The 17,718-nt window shown below is 42.8% G+C and carries 11 protein-coding genes and 1 pseudogene; 3 read left to right on the top strand and 9 right to left on the bottom strand.

All coding sequences use genetic code 11. From position 1 onward, the window contains the following. The first annotated feature begins 272 nt into the window (after nt 1-272). Complete coding sequence (locus tag DESDE_RS02565; protein ID WP_014792477.1) at nt 273-1,577, top strand: acetyl-CoA hydrolase/transferase family protein; 1,305 nt, start codon at nt 273-275, stop codon at nt 1,575-1,577. Nucleotides 1,578-1,595: 18 nt separating this feature from the next. Beyond that, on the top strand, nt 1,596-2,903 hold the full coding sequence (locus DESDE_RS02560) for a thiolase family protein (protein WP_014792476.1): 1,308 nt from the start codon (nt 1,596-1,598) through the stop codon (nt 2,901-2,903). A 118-nt stretch (nt 2,904-3,021) separates the two neighbouring features. Here DESDE_RS02560 and DESDE_RS02555 read toward each other — a convergent pair whose 3' ends face one another. The 5 genes and pseudogenes from DESDE_RS02555 to DESDE_RS22320 form a co-directional block, all read right to left on the bottom strand. Beyond that, nucleotides 3,022-4,128, bottom strand: a complete 1,107-nt coding sequence (locus DESDE_RS02555; protein WP_014792475.1) for an iron-containing alcohol dehydrogenase family protein — start codon at nt 4,126-4,128, stop codon at nt 3,022-3,024. Nucleotides 4,129-4,276: 148 nt separating this feature from the next. Continuing rightward, a complete protein-coding gene (locus tag DESDE_RS02550) occupies nt 4,277-5,275 on the bottom strand; it encodes an acyl-CoA dehydratase activase (RefSeq protein WP_014792474.1) in 999 nt (332 codons plus the stop codon). Next, nucleotides 5,257-6,351, bottom strand: coding sequence for a hypothetical protein (locus tag DESDE_RS02545; RefSeq protein ID WP_014792473.1), 1,095 nt, complete (start codon nt 6,349-6,351; stop codon nt 5,257-5,259). Before DESDE_RS02545 ends, DESDE_RS02550 begins: the two co-directional genes overlap by 19 nt. Further along, entirely contained in the window at nt 6,344-7,285 is a 942-nt protein-coding gene (locus DESDE_RS02540) for an acyl-CoA dehydratase activase-related protein (protein ID WP_014792472.1), read from the bottom strand. The genes DESDE_RS02545 and DESDE_RS02540 overlap by 8 nt, the downstream gene beginning before the upstream one ends. A 232-nt stretch (nt 7,286-7,517) precedes the next feature. Continuing rightward, nucleotides 7,518-7,733: pseudogene (locus DESDE_RS22320) on the bottom strand (type II toxin-antitoxin system Phd/YefM family antitoxin); the annotation flags it as partial. A gap of 275 nt (nt 7,734-8,008) precedes the next feature. Between DESDE_RS22320 and DESDE_RS21770 the strand changes: the two are divergent. Then, nucleotides 8,009-8,161: a hypothetical protein gene (locus tag DESDE_RS21770; RefSeq protein WP_158309853.1), complete on the top strand. Its 153-nt coding sequence runs from the start codon at nt 8,009-8,011 to the stop codon at nt 8,159-8,161. A gap of 353 nt (nt 8,162-8,514) precedes the next feature. Here the strand turns inward: DESDE_RS21770 and DESDE_RS02530 are convergent, their stop codons facing one another. The 4 genes from DESDE_RS02530 to ligD form a co-directional block, all read right to left on the bottom strand. Then, on the bottom strand, nt 8,515-11,907 hold the full coding sequence (locus tag DESDE_RS02530; protein WP_014792471.1) for a DEAD/DEAH box helicase: 3,393 nt from the start codon (nt 11,905-11,907) through the stop codon (nt 8,515-8,517). Beyond that, the gene (locus DESDE_RS02525; RefSeq protein ID WP_014792470.1) at nt 11,892-12,782 is read right to left on the bottom strand and encodes a hypothetical protein; all 891 of its coding nucleotides are present in this window, start codon (nt 12,780-12,782) and stop codon (nt 11,892-11,894) included. Before DESDE_RS02525 ends, DESDE_RS02530 begins: the two co-directional genes overlap by 16 nt. Before the next feature lie 797 nt (nt 12,783-13,579). After that, complete coding sequence (locus tag DESDE_RS02520; RefSeq protein WP_014792469.1) at nt 13,580-14,272, bottom strand: DUF2238 domain-containing protein; 693 nt, start codon at nt 14,270-14,272, stop codon at nt 13,580-13,582. 427 nt (nt 14,273-14,699) lie between these two features. Next, nucleotides 14,700-17,138 (bottom strand): DNA ligase D, encoded by a 2,439-nt coding sequence (gene ligD / locus DESDE_RS02515; RefSeq protein ID WP_014792468.1) that lies wholly within the window; start codon nt 17,136-17,138, stop codon nt 14,700-14,702. Nucleotides 17,139-17,718: the final 580 nt, after the last annotated feature.

Raw genomic sequence — 17,718 nt, 5'->3', positions numbered from 1 at the left:
ATAAAAACAATCGGTATAAATCATTATAAGTGATTATGATTTTTTGAACAATCCTTTCAGGTTTAATCCGTCGTACATATTACACATGTCGTAAAATAACCACATCCCACGTTGTAGTATTACCATATATCCCGTTACCATGGTCAATCACCTCAACTGTCAGAAATTCCTCTCTGCTGCGTTTTTCCTTGGCCGGCTCGATGGCTGGCACGGTTATTGCTATAGATTGAGTTCAGACAATAATTCTATAGCTGGAAAGGAGCGTCTAACCCATGGATTGGAGAGAAACGTATAAGAAGCGTTTAAGAACTGCTGATGAAGCCGTGAAAGTCGTTCAATCGGGCGATTTTGTTATACCCGGCCATGCGGCAAGCGAATCGGAGCTGCTGGTCAATGCTCTCGTCAAACGTTACCAGGAGTTGGAGAATGTGACCATTATCCAAGGGGTGTCCCTGGGCAGCTCGCCTTACTGCCAACCTGAAATGGAAGATCATTTTATCTTAAGATCCATATTCCTCGGCGCCAATACCCGAAAATCGGTCTGGGATAACCGCGGCACCTTCTTCACGCTGATGTTTCATGAATTTCCCCGGGCTTTCCGCGAAGGTCATTTGAAATCCGACGTCTTTTTGACCATGGTCAGCCCGCCCGATGAGCATGGCTACTGCAGTCTGGGCATGTCGGTCGATCACTCCAAAGAGCTGGTGAAATGCGCCAAAACCGTTATCGCCGAAGTCAATCCCAATGTTCCGCGGACCTATGGCGATACCCTCGTCCATGTTAATGATCTGGATTACATTGTGGAAAACGACAGTCCGATTCTGGAGCTTACCCGTTTTGCGGCCATGAACGAAGTCACGCAAGCCATCGGCCGCAATGTGGCGGCGCTGATTCAAGATGGCGATACCCTCCAAATGGGCGCCGGGACTATTCCGGATGCCATCCTTTATTACCTCAAGGATAAAAAAGATCTGGGTATTCACACAGAGATGTTTTCCGACGGTCTCATCGAACTGATTGAGGCCGGAATCGTCAATGGCTCCAGGAAAACCTTGAATCCGGGGAAAATCGTGGTAACTTTTGCCCAGGGGACGAAGAAGGTTTACGAATATATCCATAACAATCCGGTGTTTGAGTTTCGGGCCGTGGATTATGTCAATAACCCCTGCATCATCGCGCAACATGACAATATGGTGGCGATCAATTCCGCCCTGGAAGTTGACTTAAGCGGTCAGGTTTGTGCTGAAGCCATTGGTCCCCAACAATACAGCGGTATCGGCGGTCAATTGGATTTTATCCGCGGCGCCGGGGCTTCCAAGAATGGCCGGCCTATTATTGTTCTTCAATCCTCAGCCAAAAACGGAACGGTATCCAGAATTTCCTGCCAATTGAAGCCGGGAACCCCTGTAACGACCACCCGCAATGATGTTCGTTGGGTTGTTACCGAATACGGGGCTGTCAATTTATACTGCAAATCGGATAGCGAAAGAGCTGCGGCGCTGATCGGCATTGCCCATCCCAACTTCAGAGAACAGCTGAAACGGGAGTACCGGGCAATATATGGCCGGACTCTATAAAATCAGGAGGTAACTATCATGAGCTTTATAAAAAGTAAAGAGGATATCGTTTGTGTCAGTGCGGTTCGGACTCCTTTCGGTAAATTCGGCGGCTCAATGAAAGATATCGATGTGTACGAACTGGGGGCCATTGCCATGAGAAATGCCATGGCAAAAATCAGCCTGGATCCGGCGCTCATTGATGAAGTATGGTGGGGCAACGGCGATACCAGCAGCACCAAAGATCCCTTCACACCCGTGGTGGCGCGCCAAACCATGCTTAAAGCCGGAATCTCACCCGAGACCCCGTCCATTACCTACGACCAGGCCTGCACCTCAGCCCTGAGCACCGTTAAATACGGCGCGCTCAGCATCAAACTGGGGGAAGCCCAAATTGTCATGACCGGGGGTTCCACGAGTTTCAGCATGGTTCCCTTTTTGCTCCGCAATATTCGCTGGGAAGGCAAAAAGCATTCTTCCTTTCTGGTCGAAGACCCGATTATTCCCTTAGGCTATAAGGATTATGCACCTGTAGCAGTAGACTCCGGCAACGTTGCTATGGAGTATGGAGTATCACGGCAAGAACAGGACGAGCTGGCGCTGGCCAGCCATGTTAAATACGGCCAAGCCTGGGAACGGGGATTTTTCAAGAGTGAAATGGAGCCCCTGGAGATTACGCAAAAAGATAAAAAAGGGAAAGTCCTCTCTGCCAAAGTTTTAGATAAGGATGAGCAATTCCGCCCTGATATCAGTATGGAGAATCTCGCCAGATTAAAACCCATTTTCGACAACCCCACCTGTACCGCAGGCAATGCTCCGGGAATGAATGATGGCGCTGCGGCTCAAATTATTACGACCAGAGAACATGCCGAGAAATTGGGCCTGCCGATTCTGTATACCCTAGTCGGGATTTCTGCGATAGCCCTGCAGCCAAGAATTATGCCGGTATCCCCTGCTTTCGCTATTAAGAAATGCCTGGATGACGCCAAATTGACCATCGACGACATGAAAGTCATCGAAATCAATGAAGCTTTTGCCTGTGTCCCCTTGGTCTCCCTGAAACTCTTAGCCAATGAACGCTTCTTAAAAAGCGACTATAAGGCGATGGTCAAAGAAGCTTCAGCTCAAGCCATCTTGGATCATGATTCTGCGCACTATCTGAAGCTGAAGGAAAAGCTCAACCCGAACGGAAGCGCCATCGCTGTAGGTCATCCTAACACTGCAAGCGGTGCACGCCTTATGATGACAGCTGCCTATCATCTCCGGGAAACGGGCGGAGGCTATGCAGCCTGTGCAATTTGTGGCGGTTTAACCCAGGGTGCCGGAGCGATCATTTGGGTGGAGTAAGCAATTTCTGCGCCTGCTGCTGACCAACAAAGAAGCCCATCCGATATCATGAGCTGATGATACCGGATGGGCTTCTTATGATCATTACTCCGTCCTTTGAGGCTTCTCAGCCTCTCCGCTAAAGAACTTCACCACAGAGGCTTCTGCTATAAATCTGTACTATATCTTCAAACTGCACTTCTTCAGGATGATTCTTCAGTTTATCCTTATTGGAAAGGAAGTTCTGTGCATACTCCATTATTTCTTCCTCAGTTATCTCGACCCTTACATTGATCAGCTTTTTAAAGATTCCTTCCAGGTCTGCCAAGTCATCCAGCTGCAAAAGGTTCAGCATTTTTTCAATCTTTGTTTTATCCTTGAAAGATTTCAAATACTCCATGGTTAAAACACTATTCGCCAGTCCATGAGGCAGTCCCTTGTAATAAGTAAGGGGATAACCCATCCCATGGGGCAGGGATGTCCCACTTTGGGATATGAGCATACCGGCCAAGGTGGATGCCAGCATGATATTCGAGCGGAATTCCCGATCCAGTTCCTTGTCGAGTAATCTTTTAAAGCAGTCTTTAAATAACTCAAACCCTTTTTCAGCATAGATATCGGACATAGTCGTACTTTTGGAGCTTAAAAATCCCTCCACTAAATGGGTAAAAGCATCCAAGGCGGTGTTGACCGTTATATCATAGGGTAAATCATAAGTGTATTTATAGTCCAAAAAGGCGGCCTTGGGGAAGATAATCTGCCCTAAATTTTTCTTTGTCTTTTCTTTGTTTGAAGTGACTATGCTGTATTGAGTGACTTCCGAGCCTGTCCCCGAAGTGGTTGCCACAGCGACCACAGGTATGCTTTCAAGTTCCTTGCCGCTGAAGATATTATCCGCATCAATTTCAGGATTTTTTATAAATACTGCGATAGCTTTGGCAGCGTCCATAGGGGAGCCGCCGCCGATACCTATCACAAAATCCACCTGGTTTGCTTTGCCTATGCCGGCGGCTTTTTCAATGGTTTCTAAGGATGGATTCTCCTCTACTTCATCAAAGAGAAGGTATTCTACTCCTGTTTCTGAAAGGGCTTGCGTTACATCATCGTAAGAACCATTCTTTTTTGCCGAACTTCTCCCTGTGACAATTAATGCCTTACTGCCTATTGCTTTAAATATATCCTTATTTTTCAATACTGCATCTTCACCGAAATATAGTTCAGCAGGCATAAAGTATCTGAATTCCATAATATATCTCCCCTCAATCTACCGGATGGCTCCAGAGCCACCCGTTTTAAAGCCGGCCACCCATGGATTCTCTGTTTTAGGCCGAACTTCAATATTATATCATTATCATCTGAGACAAAGCCAATCTTCTTTAATCCTGGCGGTCCTCTTAAGAGACCATTTCATCATCCTTTACAGCGGGCGGTTTATTCGGTTCATGGGTTCCCACTGCTCCTTTATCGCATTTGTTGCCCCAGGCATCGATCAACGCTTCATTCCTGTAGATACAAATGACTTCACAGTTATTGGGGCAGCCCTGACATTCTACACCCCGGGTATCAAAATGCATCTCCGTCATACTGAAGTCAAAATCCTGCTCTTGGCCGGAGCTTTTGGCCAGCAAAGCCGCGCCTAAGGCTCCCATTAAGTGAGCATGCCGGTCTACATGGATGGTTTCCCCGGTTGCTTCTTCAAAGGCTTTAATCACCCCGACATTTTTGCTGACTCCCCCCTGGAAGACGATGGGGGCTTTGGTGTGTTTGCCCTTGCCGACGTTATTCAGGTAATTGGCCACCACCGCTTTGCACAGTCCGGCCACAATATCCTCTTTTTTATGCCCGATCTGAGCCTTATGCACCATATCCGACTCAGCGAAAACCGTACAGCGGGCCGCTATTTTGGTGGGATTCTGGGAGCGCAAAGCCATTTCCCCAAACTCCTCAACCTCCAGCCCCAGCCGCTTGGCCTGGGAAGACAGGAAAGAACCTGTTCCGGCGGCACATAAGGTATTCATGGCATAATCGACCACAATACCATCTTCGACGAGAATAATCTTGGAGTCCTGACCGCCTATCTCAAAAATGGTCCGGACATCGGGGTACACCGACAGGGTTCCCACGGCATGGGCCGTGATTTCATTTTTGACCACCTGGGCATTGAGGAGGGCCCCGATCAAGCGCCTGGCCGAACCGGTGGTGCCCACGGCCTTAACCTGGATATCCTGGCCTTCAATCTGAGCCTGGAGGTCCCCGATGACTTCTTTAACAGCGTCCACCGGGTTCCCTTCCGTCCATAAGTATTTCTCGGCCAATATCTTGTTGTTTTGGTCAATGATGACACCTTTAGTGGAAATGGAGCCGCTGTCCACTCCTAAATAACATTTTGCCATTGTTCTTTTTCCCTTCTCATCATAAGCATGTCATGGAATGCTTCTAATCTTGTGAGCACACCGGTCTCCGAGGTCTGAGCATCGAAACTGAAATACAGGACCGGCATCTTATAATCACTGCTGATATTCTGGATCATTGGCATGGAATTGACTTCAGGGGTACAGCCAAAGGGCTTAATATGAATGACCCCGTCATATCCGGCTTCGGCCAGCATTCTCGCCCGGGCCACACTGTCTGTACCGTCGGCGCCGATTTCATATTTCAGATAGTTCCCAGCCCACTCCAGCAAGTCACTGGATTTGGGATGATGGCGCAGTAAATAGGATATGGTGATGAAGCGGGTGACCTGGATGCCTTTTTTCGCTAGTTCCTTTTCGATATAACAGCTGCTGAAAGGCTCCATGAGGGTGTAGAGCTCTCCCACGATCCCTACTCTGAGGGGATTTTCCGGTTTATTGACCTCCTGCCGGCGGAACAGAGCATCGTATTTTCGATAGATCTTATCCAGACTCCGGAAGCCATCCACCGCTGGAAGCTCCTTGAGGAATTCCTCGTGCAGCAGCTCAAAGCTGCCCTCCTGGAGGGCAAAACCAATATGGTCCCGTATGTAGTGGTCGATGGAGTCCATGGCCTCGATCATTTTAAAGGTCAATTGAAAGTAGTAGGCGAAGCGGACAAAGGATAGTTGGGGATTCAGACGTTTAAAGCGGTTAAAAAAGGCCAGGGGATTGACATTTTGGTTGTCTATAATGCTGATAAACTCAAACTCATAACCCAGGTCTCTTAAGATCTGTTCCTGAATTTCACCATAATACCCGAACCGGCAGCCGCCCCCGGACTGGACCAGGATATTCGCTCCTTGTTCCAGGGCTTCAAGATAGTTGCCCAGGTTATATTTAAAGGGCACACATACAAAATCCGGACTGTACTTTGCGCCCAGTTCCAAGGTCTTTTTGGTGATTTGGGGTGGGGTCAAAACCTGAATATTTTCTAAGACATGCCTGATCAGAAATTCGATGGGGATATGATAATTTCCCATATGGGGAAAACTCATGATCTTTTCCTGGCTAGCCAATTTGCGCTTTCCTCCCGGCTTTTTTTCTTTCCATAATGATATCGACAAAGCTTTCAATTCTGGTCTGCAAGCCCGCTTCACCCTGAAGTTCATCCACGATGAGATTGGCCATGGGAACACCTTTTATTTTCCTCAGGCATAATTCATTGACCAGGGAATCGGGACCACAGGGGAAGGTGGAAATAAAGATGATCCCATCGATTTCCTTCTGATAATGATGAATCGCGCCGATGAGTTCTTTGTTGAAGGTCCAATACAGGGTGTCCGAGATGAGCCTTGATTTTTCGGAGGTTTTCTTTTTGTCGGCAACATCGGCATAAATCGGCACAATATCTAAGCTTTCCAGGTACTTGATGATGGGATACCCCACCGCCTTATCGTAGGTGTTATAATCATGGGAAATAATCAGGATCTTCAGCTTGTCTCCAGTCCGGATCAGGCTCTCCTGCTCCGCAGCCAACTGGTGTTCCTTATTTTTTTGGATTGCTTTTGCCTTAAGATAGGCTCTTAATACCTGGAGAGGGTTCTTGCCCAGTTCCTTCCCCATCTTCATAAACCCTTTGAATTCACTTTCTTGATGTGCCATATCGACGTTGTAGCTGAGCAGGTTAACCTCTTTAAAGGTATTTTTGACGATATCGTAGAGGGCGTTGAACTTGGTGCACACTTCTTCATTTTTGCCAAAACCTACGATCCTTGGTACTAAAATGTAATCTGCTTTTCCTCTGAGGTAAGCAAGATGGCCCATGTAAATTTTGGCGGAAAGGCAGCTTTCGTCGATGGAGGAATCGATGCCGTCTTTCAGGATTTTCTTATTGGTTTCCGGGCTTAAAATGACCTGGCAGTTTAATTCCGCAAAGAAATTTTGCCATAGGTATTGATATTTAAAGTATAAAAAGGCCCTGGGTATTCCTATGGTGATTTTATCTTTCAATAGTATGTCACTTCTTTCATGTCCGCTTTATTGATCAGGAGCTTTGCCGCTCCTTTATGGACATTCTAACCATTTATGCCAAGAATTCTACATCCTTTGTATTTTTTAATAGTCTTGCTTGTCTCTATTTATTTTCTGGAACAAGAACAGAAACGATTTATGCTTTAAAAAACAACGCCGGCCTATCTGCCGACGTTGTTTTAATGAGTCATTAGATTATATTCTATTTGGATTATGGTATAAATCGGTTGAACACTGGTATACCTAATTCCCGGTCCATGCTTAAGAAAAACTCCTCTTGGGAAAGGACTTTGCCTTGAGCAATTTCCTCTTCTCCTTGAGTCAGCAGCTTTAACAGCCCAACGGCATTTTTAAGCTTCTCGTAGGATTCCGTGTCCAGCAAGACAGCTCTGGCCTCCCCGTTTTGAGTGACATAGACTGGCCGGCGTGATTTGTTGACCTAGTCCAGTACCTCGGCTGCATTGGCCTTTATATAAGAAATAGGTCTAATATCTTCTTTACCGTTCAAGGCTTACCACCACCTATGCAAATATAGTGCCAAATTCAGTCCGATAAATCAAAGATTCTCCATTGAAGATTGCACATCAATCAGGTTACCTGGTTTTAACGGCAAAATAGGTTTGATCAAGAGCAATGATATTTTTTCAGGTATCCCTTTTTTGAATCAGATAATAGGCTTAGCGTGAAAGCATCATATCCTCAATGGATCTTTCGGCAACTGAAACCGATGTTGACCATTTTGCCAACTTTGACAAAATGGTCAGTCATAGCATTGTCACTATTCTGCAAGAAATTCTCCCTTATCACCGGCGGGGCTATAAAACCAAGCCTTTCGCCCGGGTTAAGGCCACATAATATATTTCATTCGTGTAGGATTTCTCAACATCAACCTTTTAGGCAGTGTTTTATAAAACCAGGGTAATAACGACTGAACGTCCACTAAGCCCTATGTCCAGTGTCCTGTCGGGTCTATATTCATGATCGGTTCGTTCATGCAGTACCCATAGAGATTCAAGCTCAATGAATCAGCCGGCTCGCCCGCATAGCCCTGTGGGTAACCAAAATTCGTAACCGGTTGCAAATTTCAGGGGACAAGCTTTTTAGACTTATACTCCTTCCAAGCAGAAAAATATTTTTGCGAAAAACACTTGATTACTCCTATTCTTTACATTTCCTCTTATTTGCTTGGTTACCGTTCAAGTAAGTATTTATTGTCTATCCAGCGTTTTCATTATTTTAATTGAAAGTGTTCTTGCATTATAACTTTGCACAATTCCATATAGCTCATCTCCGCTCTCTATTAAATCAAATACCTCTTCTGAATATACAGCTGGAATGTGCCCAAGCTTAAATCTATGATCAACTGAAAACACACTGACCGCATACATATCGTAGGCATTATCTCTATCCTGCTCTAGAAGAACAAAAGATTCCGGATTAATGGCGTTATTTTCATAAGCTTTGCTATAGTCATAGAAAAATATCCCGACCACGTTACAAGATAAATATTGATTTTTTTCAAACTCATGAGACATTTCCCTACGTACAGACCTGAATTTAGATACTTGGTTTAAGGTATAGTAATCAAAATTTTGGTCCAGCAACTTTGCCAGTTTGTCAGGATAAATTTTTACCAGCCATTTAGTGATGTCATCTTCACTCTTTCTTTCCTTATCTTCGGCATAAAACTTTGATAAGGTTATAGCGAGTTCTCTTGAATCAATCCCCCCAACGCATAATTCAATAGCGTTCCCATCCTTTGTACCGTATTTAATATATTGGGGCATAACACTTAATGTAGTTTTAAGGAACGTATTTTCACAGAATACCAACAAAGCGCTAAACGCCCAAGGAAGTTTATATTGAAACATTTCTCTTATATACTGGGTACAATTTTGTGTTTTTTCTTCAATGCTCCCATTTGTATGGCTAAAATAATTGTCTCTAATATTTATATATGTATCCCCGCTTAACCATTGTTTTAATACCCCATAATTATCAATTTTCTCAAAAGGCGACGTGAATTCTGGGCACGCTAAAATCTCAGAATATATCTCTTCGGATATTATATCTAAGGATGAAAAAATAGCCACATTAAATTCTTGGGATATCTTTTGGACAATTCTGTTTAATTTTATGTTTGTACTGTAAGATAGACCAGTACAATTACATTTTTTTAGGAAGTCACTTGGAATATTTGAAGCGACTTGATAAATTGCTTGTGTTACGGGTTTAATTATCTGCTTGGTAATTTCTGATGTATTAATAAAAAAGCAATTAACATATTCTTGATAAAATGATTCAAAATCATACGTTTCTAATTGTTCATAAAGCGAAAATACAAATACTTGTAATCTCTCAATCATTTTTTGTACATGTATTTCCTGAGAGATTCTTTTTCCTTCAACTATTGATTCTATCAAGTCTACAGTATCGTCCATATTGTTTGTTGCGTCCTCTAATGCGCTTCTTAATGGGGTTTCCAGCAAGCTTGGATTTGTAAACAATAAAATCTTTTCCTTAACATTATCTTTGTAATATTCATCATGCTTGAAAATAAGAATTTTACCTTCAGTATCAGTTAATGCCCTCCCGATTCTTCCAACGATATTTTTATAATCACTGTTATTAATTCCTCTACTACAATCATAATTAAAACAGCTTCCAATAATCAAAGTACTGACTGGCAAATTTACGCCATCGGCCAATGTTGTTGTACAAGCCAGAATCTTAATAACACCTCTTCGATAAGCATTTTCGATTGATGTTCTCACATCTTCCGGCAAATCTCCGTTATGGAATGCGACGCCATAATCAAGAGCTTTGCACAATCTATGATGCGCTCCTAATTTCTTAATGACTGTCCTTTTCAAGTCGTTTAATAACGGTTCATTGGTCATCTTTCCAAGATACTTGCTACTTCTATCAATAAAACTATTGATATCATCTTTCTTAAAAAAATAAATTAATATCGGTCGTTCATTAAGATTTGTAATGGCTTTCCAACAAAGATCAAACTTTGTATCAGAGTTATTAGAATCATAACCGTTTTTTGTCTTTTTTCCGTGAACTTCCTTGTAGAAAACTGAATCCATAACTGCACGATGGTGCTTATACCGGAGAAACAAAGAATATGGTTCTTGAATTACTTGTTTGGCCAAAATATTCTTTTTAGAATATACGAGTTTTTTACTTGAGGGAAGGAAATATACCCCATATAATTTTCTGGTAGGCGACCACTTGCTCAAATGAAAAGAGATATTATCATTTATAACACTTTGTTCGAGATTACTAATTATTGCTGACATCATTATAATTTTGTATTGATAAGTTCTCTGGAAAAACATAAACCACCCAATTAGCGTTTCAAGTAACCAACCCCGCTCTCCATCACCAGCTTTGTGAAACTCATCAAATATTATTAATCTGACCCAAGACAGTATTTCACTCTTTTTTCTTATAATTAAATCTAATTTCTCTGGTGTCAAAACGTAAACTTGGGGAGAAGTAAGATTTAATTCTTCAATCGTGTCAATATCAATTTCTCTTTTTATATCTATTCCAACTTTTCTAAATCTCCTAAAGAAGTTATTTTCTATTTCATGCGTCAAAGCTAAGCTTGGAACTACGTATATTGCTATTCCGGCATTTTTTATTAACGATTTAAATATGGAAAGCTCTGCAATCATTGTCTTACCGGCACTTGTTGGCATTGAAATTATAGAAATATTATTTTTGGGGTTATCTGAAAGGAAACTTTCATCTTCACTCTCTACTTTTATAAGAAATTTCTGAGAAGGCCATAACTCGTAGAGGTTTTTAGTATCAATTTGAGTAACTACTTTTAAGTAACTTTCTAAATCAGGCTCTAACTTCAGGAGATTGCGTATTGAACATCTATACATTTCTAAAGCAACTTTATAAATGAGTGAAAAAGCAAAGAAATATTGGGAATTACTGTTAAAAAGTTGGCTTTTATAGTCTGAAAACTTGACTATAACTTTTTCAACATCTCCTCCGAAAATCATATGTCTTGAAAATTCTTTGAGAATAGTAATTATTTGTGCGGATTCCAGCTCAGACTTTGGCCTTCGATATTTAACGATATATTTATATTCTCTCGACAAAAACTTCAGAAAAAGAAGATATATGAAATCTTTGCCCTGAATTTTACTTAGTTTACCAAACCCTTCTTTTGCAAGTACAATACCATTCGCTTGATTTTCAGATAAAGAATAACATATCGAAGAGAAAAGATTATATTCCCATTGTTCTTCAGGTTGAATAATTGACAATTTTGATAATAATTCAAAACAAAACGCCGCTACGGTCATGCCATATAAACGCATATTATTCTCAGGGCTTTCTGGTTCAAGATTAATATCTATCAAGGCAGAAAGTAAATAGAAACCAATTTTACTTATTATCTCTATGTCATTGTACATTTCCTGTTCCTGACTTTTTTGCCCGAGTAAATTACGTTTAATTACTTCAAAGTGGATTTTTTCTAGGGAAGCGCAAATATCTTTGATATCAGATTTATTTTCAATAAGACTTTTTAAATTTGAAAATAAGCCATCTAAATTTATAATTTGCTCCATATCTCATCTCTCACCTGCCTTATGATATTTTCAATATTATAAATACCAATTAGCTTTATCCTTCTACAATGAGGTGAATCAAAAACAGCATCGGCTAGCTCTGTCTTAAAACCTGAAAACACGCTCTTATGAATATTTCTATGATGGTAATTGTAATTAATAACACCGGAAAATCTTTTTCGAGGTGTAAACGTCTTTTTAATTCCGTAAAATAAAGTTAACATTTCATCGATAAATGTCTTTAATTCTTTATCTTCACATTGCGAATAGTTTTCTTTTATGCCCATATACATTTCGGAAAAAATTTTATTGGCACGTAACTTGAACATAGTCAATATGTCTGTTGGTCTGGTTCCAATACTGTTTTGCGTAGTTTTTATTTCTCCAACAATCATGTAATAACCATTGGCGTCTTTTCTTATCTCGACAAAGTCAATACCCGGCTCTTTAGATGAGAATTTAGGTTTACATGGCTCTATATGGATTTTCTCATCCTCTAGTAGCTGTTCTCGAATTATGTAATAAAAACATTCTCCAATATATCCAGTTATTGCATCATCATCAAAAGAGGAAGAATAGGTTCCTGTTTGGCTGTATTTGCTGTCACTAATAAAACCTTTGAAAAAACAATTTGCAATTCTTTCTTTTTGCTCGTCATCGTTAATTGAATATCCGTCAACTGCACGGTACATAGCATCTCTATCTTGCTCGTTTCCACATCGCAGTCTACATAGATACTTTGCGAACTCCTTGCAGAATGAAGACATATCAACCTTATCTTCAGGCTTCATATTAATTTCTAATTTGTGGCATTCATTAAAAACAGTATATTCACTAACATCAAACCATTGTTTAATATCTGGAAATTCCTTCACGGCATCCTCCACAATACTTATTAAACTATGCGCATCTCCGATAACAAGGAATAAACGTACACCATACAGCTAAAAGTTAATGTATAGGGTATGACTTTAGTAAATTCCAATTTCGACAATAATCCAGTAAATCCTTCCCAGCCATTACAGCTTATACTTGCAGGGAGGATAAGTTCTATGACGAGGAAAGTCGACTTTTAAGCAAGCTGGAATCGGCAACCAGAAGCCCAAAACACTGACTGAAAAGTTCTTGGCTTACCGTTCGGCATTGAGTCTGACAATGATGGACTGCGACATTCCCGGAATCACAGCCGATACCATCTGCAGGTTCCCCCTTTGCGTGACCTTTGCGTGACCTTTGCCGGAACGCACCGTTTTTCCCCCCAAAAACAGATCGGCATCGAGGATCTAGCCGGCGAAAAATGTGTCGTCTGGGGTTCCCCGGAACTGATTATGAGGCCGCTGTATGACGTGAGATTAATTTATTTATAAAAGCAGAAGAACTAAGCCACGGGCTTTATTCCTTCTGCTTTATTTTTGCATAGACGGTTTAACTTGTTTTTTCTCCTTATGAGCCAATTCATTGTAGCGGTAACATTTTATTTTAAAAAATGCCGGCATATCTGCCGACGTTGTTCTAATGAGTCATTAGGTTATATTCTATTCAGTTAAAGGGTAATGCCATAATATCTTCTTTACCGTTCAAGGCTTACCACCACTACAAATATAGTACTAAATATGGTCCGCCAATTCAAAGATTTCTTATACATTCCCCCATTGACTTTATTTACAAGTATTTATTGGAGCCGCTCCAGCCATCCTTTTTTACTTTTAAGAGATATGTACCCGAAAACTGAAAACGCAAGTGCTCCTATGCAGTCTACAATCAAGTCTTTCATTGTGTCTGCAAGAGCGGCCTGTCCTATGAGCGGCGTTCCGTTTTCAAGTGCGTATTTTTGCATGTTGGTTAAAAATAAGCTATCTATTGTAAATTCGTATATTTCCCAAACAACACCTAATGCCACTGCAAAACAAAAAGTAAAAATAGCCACGAACAAAGGTGAAAGATATACCGGGATTCTGTCAGTATTATTTAAGAAACTGATAAGCGTCAGACCCAATGCACCAAGCATGGCTCCGCTGAATGTATGTAAAATCGTATCCCAATGCGGTACTTTATAGTAAAAGGAGCGCACCTCTCCCAAATAAATGGCACAATAAAGGAATACCGCATAAGCGACAATCATACCCGATGGTATGACAATTTTGAACCGTTTTGCGATAAAGCTAGGCAGTAGCAATGCAAGCGTTCCAAAAATACATTGCAGCAACATTAGAGTATAATCGCCCTTAACTCTTGCGCTAAGTTCCCCCTGATCGGCAACGGTCGGCGCTTGAAAAATCTTTACTGTCACAAATAGGGTGGAAAGCACCATAGTAAAAAAGATAAAACCGAACAAGGTTTTTTGATTAAATAGTTTCTTTAACATAAATTTGATTTTCACTCCAATTTAGAATTCAATCGAACATAAATGCTTTGCCAAACTTAAATTCATCAATATCGATTTTTACTTTTCTCTCTATAATCAAGTTGTTCTACCGCCTTTCTTCAATAATATGGTATGTTTTTCACCAATATCATTTCGGCACTCTTAATGTGTGTTTAATAATTATACATCCCTCCTCGTATAATACCAAACTGGCTCCTCGTCTCTAATTATTTGTAAAATTACATTCTCCGTCAAAATAGAACTGAATTGTGTGTAAGTTAAAAGCTCCATATAAAGAAATAGTGCAAGAGGATATACCTCTACACTAGCTAGAATAAAAGAATTCAAAACCACTATTTCTTTTTTCGTAGTAAATGCCGGTTCCTTAATACACGGTACTAGCCTATAAAAAACTGACTACATTCCCTCATTTAAGCCGCTGCTGATTCTGGAAAAAATCCTGCCAAGGATCACTGCCCTCGATCCTCCGCAGGGCCTCCGCCATATCGACCCCATCTGGAGCCACCATATCCAGCTCCTCCCAGAGGATAGGCATGGACACCCCCGCTCCTTTTCTAGCTCTCAGGGAATAGGGGGCAATGCTGGTGGCCCCTCTGCCGTTGCGAATCCAGTCGATAAAGATCTTGTTGGTGCGCTTGGCCTTTCTCACGTTGCTTGTATAGCGATCAGGCCACTTCTGCTCCATAACCTGGGCGACGCCCCTGGCAAAATCGTGAAAGACCTCCCAGGAGACGGCGGGTTTTAAAGGGACCACCACATGGTACCCTTTGCCCCCGCTGGTCTTGAGATAGGAGTTCAGGGAAAGTTCGGCAAGAATATCTTTTATATCCCGCACACCCTGGCGCACTGTACCCAGATCCATTCCCTCATCAGGATCCAGATCAAAGACCAGTAGATCGGGTTTTTCCAGCTCATCAACACGGCTCCCCCAGATGTGAAATTCCAGGGTGCCCATCTGGGCTTCGGCGATCAGCCCGGAAATGTTCTCAATATAGAAGTAATCTTCTGTTCCCCCGTCACTGGTCAGAATCGGGATGGTCACGATTCCCTGGCTGCCGGGACCAGGATGCTTCTTATAGAAGCAGGTCTGGGCTACCCCTTTGGGACAGCGGACAATGCTGAGAACCCTGTGGCTTACATAGGGCAGCATCCGCTCCGCCACCTTTTCGTAATAGCGGATCACATCCACTTTGGTGATTTCGGGCTGGGCGAAGATCACCTTGTCCGGGCTGCTGATCTTGATTCCTTCGATGATAATGCTGTTGCTGTTGGTTTTCATGGGGCTTCTCCCTTTTTGAACAGGCTGAGGCTGTATTTCCTCATCTGCTTTTTCCCTTTGTATTTCCCGGGGATTCTTATCCCCCCGCAGGCCTTTGAAGCTTGCCTGCCTTAGCCGATCCTCTTTGGTCCATTCCGCAAATTGGATTTCCGCCACCAGCTCCGGCTCAAGCCAGGTGATCTTTTCATTAGACCTGGGCTTGGGCGCCGCCTTGAAGGGTGCCACCCTGCTCTTGATGCTCTTAAACTTTTCCTCAAGCTCTTTCATGTCGGCTTCGCTCAGGCCAGTACCGGCACGCCCGGCATAAACCAGTTCCTCCCCTTCATAGACCCCCAGGAGAAGGGAGCTTATCCCGCTGGTTTTTTTATGAGAAAGGGTATAGCCGCCGATGACAAATTCCTGCCTTTTAGCGCATTTAAGTTTGATCCAGTCGCCGTTTCTTGCTCCGCTGTAGAGGGAATCGGCTTTTTTTCCGATGATCCCTTCCATCCCGCCCTCGCAGGCCGCCAGGTAACTTTCTTTTCCCTTTCCTCTTACATGCCTGCTGTAGTGAAGGTTTGGGGGAGCATCCTCCATCAACCCCGCCAGAGTTTCCTTCCTGTCGATCAGGCTATGTCCCCGGAGGTCCGCCCCATCCAAGGCGAGAAGGTCAAAGAGGATATAGGTCAGATTTTTGGCCCGGGGGTTTTTCAGATAGTTTTGCAGGGCCTGAAAATCCGTTTTGCCCTCCGGATCTGTGACGACCATTTCCCCGTCCAGGATCATGGCCCTCCCCTCCGCCCAATCAAGGAGGGAAGAGGCTACATCCCGGAATCGTTCCGTATAATCATGGCCGTTCCTGGTTATCAGCCGGACGCTGTTTCCTTCAATATAGGCCACTATTCTGTAGCCGTCGTATTTCAACTCATAAAGCCAATCTTTTCCCTCAGGAATGGAATGGACTAATTTGGCCAGCTGCACCTCGATGCTGCTGAAGGGGTTCTGGGTGAACTTTTCGTCCTCCCCTTCTTCAATTTCCGCCATAGTGCGTCCGGTCCTGATGCTGGTGGTTAATTCGGCAATCCCGTCAGCAGTTTGGGCATATTCGTCTTTTTCTTTAAGTAAAAGCCAGTTGTCTTTTTTCTCTCCGGCCTTTTCTTTCATCCGCACCAGGGCCCATTTTCCTTTAAGCCGTCTTCCTTTTAGTACAAACTTCAGCACCCCTTCACGGAGTCCCTCATCCACATCTCCATAAGGTTCCCAGGAGCCTTCGTCCCAGAGCATGACCACACCGCCCCCATATTCCCCTTTGGGAATGGTCCCTTCAAAATTCCTGTATTCCAGAGGATGATCCTCCACCTGTACAGCCAGCCTTTTGTCCCGGGTATCGTAGGAAGGTCCCTTAGGCACCGCCCAGCTCAAAAGAGCTCCCTCCCATTCCAGACGGAGATCGTAGTGATCTCTGCGGGCCAGATGGTGCTGCACCACAAATTTCAGATCCTCCTGGGAGATTACTCTTATCCCCTCCGGCTCCAAGGTTTTGGCAAAATTCCTTTTTTGATTGTACGGATTGAGTTCTGCAGTCATAGCATCACGCCGGTTCCTTCTCTTTTTTAGCTAGTGTTTCCCATTGAAGAATAAGTATCCGATAACTTATGCATTCCCATGGCGAAAGCTTAAAAAAAATCAATATACCCCTTGGGGGTATATTGAAATTATTCAATCAACCCTTTATAATACTCTTATAAGGGTGGAAAACAAATCTAAGAGTAAAATACCGATCAGCTAAACAAAATACTGATAAGGAGGGTGATCACATGCATATTTCTGAAAAAGCAGCTGAAAAGTTAAAAGAAATCATTGCTGCCCAGGATAATCCCCAGGACACTCAGCTGAGAATTGCTTTCGGCGGCTTTGGCTGAGGGGGTCCGCAATTAAGTTTAACTCTGGATGAGTTAACTCACCAAGACGATATCTCCGTCGAATCCCAGGGAATTACCGTTGTCTTTAATTCCAGTTTAGAAGACTATATCTCAGATTCAGTAATCGACTATTCGGATAATTACTCTAACAGAGGCTTTTCGATTAGATCGGCAGGACTTTCTTCCTGTTAGCCAAAGTCCGCTAAAAGAACACGAAACAGGCGAGCTCAGGATCAGTACGCTGG

This window comes from Desulfitobacterium dehalogenans ATCC 51507 (assembly GCF_000243155.2).
GTDB lineage: Bacteria > Bacillota > Desulfitobacteriia > Desulfitobacteriales > Desulfitobacteriaceae > Desulfitobacterium > Desulfitobacterium dehalogenans.
This window is presented reverse-complemented; position numbering and strand designations above follow the sequence as displayed.